Below are 2,780 nucleotides of genomic sequence, written 5' to 3' on the forward strand. Positions count from 1 at the left end.
TCCCACAGCTCGCCCAGAGCACGCAGCCCCGTCTCATCACTCTTGGGCCACCGCTCCCCCACAACCAGCGGAGCAAGCCACTCCAACTCCCGGGGCATCCGAATACTCAACGCCTACACCTCCCCAGTCATCACATGGCAGACACGGCCAACACCAAGGGATGAGACCGCGGAACAAGACCCGACACGGCGGCGGAGACAGCAGGACGACAAAGAGAAACCCGCCGGCCGTCCCCGCAGCACACCCAACCCTGGCACCCACACCGCACAAGCAGCCCACGCCCGTTGAGCACGATACCCGCTATTCTCGCGAACACCCGAAACACAGACCTCAGCAATCCCCTAACCCATCAAGAGCCCGACGTATAGAAAAGGGTCTGTCTATCGAACGGCTCTGTCTCACATTCGGTGGTGACGGAGAGTTGTGAGGGTCGTTGATTTTCATGTGATGGATGTCAACGAGCTTGTGCAGATGGTGTTTTCGGGCCTGTCTCCGCTGGTCATGGAGGATGTGGCCGACGAGGGTGAGCGGATTGCGGTTCGGGCCCGGACGCCGCTGGGCACCGCGGTCTGCCAGGTGTGCGGGGCCTCGTCGGCACGGGTGCACGGCTACCACTGGCGGACGGTCGCCGACGTTCCGGTCGACGGGCGACGGGTGGTCGTCCGTGTGCGGGTTCGGCGTCTGGTGTGCCCCACGCGAGGCTGCCACCACACCTTCCGCGAACAGGTGCCCGGAGTGCTGGAGCGATACCAGCGACGCACCGCCCGTCTGACCGCGCAGGTCAAAGCCGTAGTCAAAGAGTTAGCGGGCCGAGCAGGATCACGTTTGCTGGCGACACTCGCGATGGGCCTATCCCGTCACACCGCCCTGCGCACCCTGCTGCGCATCCCGTCGCCCACCGGGCGGACGCCTCGCGTGATCGGCGTCGACGACTTCGCCCTGCGCCGGCGACACCGCTATGCCACCGTGGTGATCGACGCCGAGACCCACGAGCGGATCGACGTCCTGCCCGACCGTACGGCCGACACGCTGGAAGCGTGGCTGCGCGAACATCGGGGCGTCGAAGTCGTCTGCCGAGACGGCTCCACAACCTATGCAGAGGCCATCCGCCGCGCCCTGCCCCACGCGGTGCAGGTCGCCGACAGGTGGCATCTGTGGAACAACCTGTGCGAAGCCGCCCTCAGCGAGGTGAAGGCACACAGCAACTGCTGGGCCACCGTGCTGGACGCACCCATCTACGACGGGCCACGCGCCCGAACTACCCTGGAACGCTGGCACCACGTCCATGACCTGCTCAACCAGGGCGTGGGCCTGCTCGAATGCGCCCGCCGACTGCAGCTGGCCCTGAACACCATCAAACGCTACGCACGAGCCGACCGGCCCGAGCGGATGCTCCGCGTCCCCAAATACCGCGCCGGCCTCGTCGACCCCTACCGCGAGCACCTGCGAAAACGCCGGGCCGAGGACCCCGCCGTCCCCGTCAAGCACCTCTTCGAAGAGATCAAGGCCCTCGGCTACACCGGCTGCCTCAACCTGCTTTACAAGTACATCAACCAAGGCCGCGCGGACGCCGACCGCAGCCACATCTCACCACGCCGGCTCGCCCGGATGCTCCTCACCAGGCCCGACAACCTCAAGACCGAACATCAGGACCTCCTGGCACGGCTCACCGCCGCCTGCCCCGAGATGACCCAACTGACTGCCCACATTGCCAACTTCGCCCAGCTGTTGACGCCTCGCGAAGGAAACTCCGACGGGCTCTCGCGCTGGATCGACCAGGTCCGCACAACCGAACTGCCCCATCTGCACCCCTTCGCCCGGGGCCTGGACCGAGACCGGGACGCAGTGATCGCCGCGCTCACGCTTCTTTACAGCAACGGCCCCACCGAGGGCATCAACACGAAAACCAAGCGGATCGCGCGACAGATGCACGGACGAGCAGGCTTCACCCTACTTCGCCACCGCATCCTCCTCGGATAGCAGCACACTCCGTCACCACCGAATGTGAGACAGAGCCGTTCTTTTTACAGTCCCATAGAAAATCAAAGGCGGGACTGACACGAAAATAGAGTGGACCGCCCGGGTCAGGTGTTGGGGATCGACTCGAAGGCGGCGACAGGATAGTCAAGCGGTGATGGGCTCGAAGCGGATGGTCAGGCCCAGGCTGTTGGCTTCCTTGAGCATGCGGCGCATGGCGCGTTCGGGGTCGCGTCGGGTGAAGTGGTCGGCGCCGAGTTCTCGGTATTGGGTCTTGTCGTGCAGGACGTGCCATAGGGCGATGGCGAGTTTGTGCATCACGGCGACCAGGGCCCGTTTGCCGCCGCGTCGTGCGGCCAGGCGCCGGAAGAAGACGCCGAGGTAGGAGTCCTTGTTCTTGATCGCGACCATGGCGGCGATCCCGAGGAGCCGTTTGAGGTTGCTGTTGCCGGGACGGGTGCGGCCGGAGCGACTCACCCCGGCAGACTCGTTCTGTCCTGGGCAGACCCCGATCCAGGAGGCCAGGTGGTGAGCGGAGGCGAACTGGGCCATGTTGCCGCCGGTCTCGGCGATGATGATCTCGGCGCCGAGGCGCCCGATGCCGGGAATGGTGGTGAGGTTGACCAGGTCTTCCTGGAGGTCGGCCAGCAGCGTGGTGATCCGGTCGTCGAAGCTGGCGACGACCTTCTTCCAACGGTCGATCTCGCAGGGCTTGATCAAGTTCCTTAAGGTTCGGGCTTGTTGGTGATGCCCAGAAGTGGGAGTGCTCGTTCGGGTTGGTCGCGGATTGCGCGGGTGGTTTT

The 2,780-nt window shown here is 65.1% G+C and carries 2 protein-coding genes; one reads left to right on the forward strand and one right to left on the reverse strand.

All coding sequences use genetic code 11. From position 1 onward, the window contains the following. The first annotated feature begins 447 nt into the window (after positions 1–447). Positions 448–1,980 (forward strand): ISL3 family transposase, encoded by a 1,533-nt coding sequence (locus PV350_RS45990; RefSeq protein WP_500339234.1) that lies wholly within the window; start codon positions 448–450, stop codon positions 1,978–1,980. Between the two features lie 144 nt (positions 1,981–2,124). Here the strand turns inward: PV350_RS45990 and PV350_RS45995 are convergent, their stop codons facing one another. Beyond that, entirely contained in the window at positions 2,125–2,697 is a 573-nt protein-coding gene (locus PV350_RS45995; RefSeq protein WP_500339235.1) for a transposase, read from the reverse strand. Positions 2,698–2,780 lie beyond the last annotated feature (83 nt).

The organism is Streptomyces sp. PA03-6a (assembly GCF_033792765.1).
GTDB lineage: Bacteria > Actinomycetota > Actinomycetes > Streptomycetales > Streptomycetaceae > Actinacidiphila.

Coding starts and splice junctions, on each gene's coding strand:
- PV350_RS45990 (WP_500339234.1), top strand. CDS start 448: ATGGATGTCAACGAGCTTGTGCAGATGGTGTTTTCGGGCCTGTCTCCG.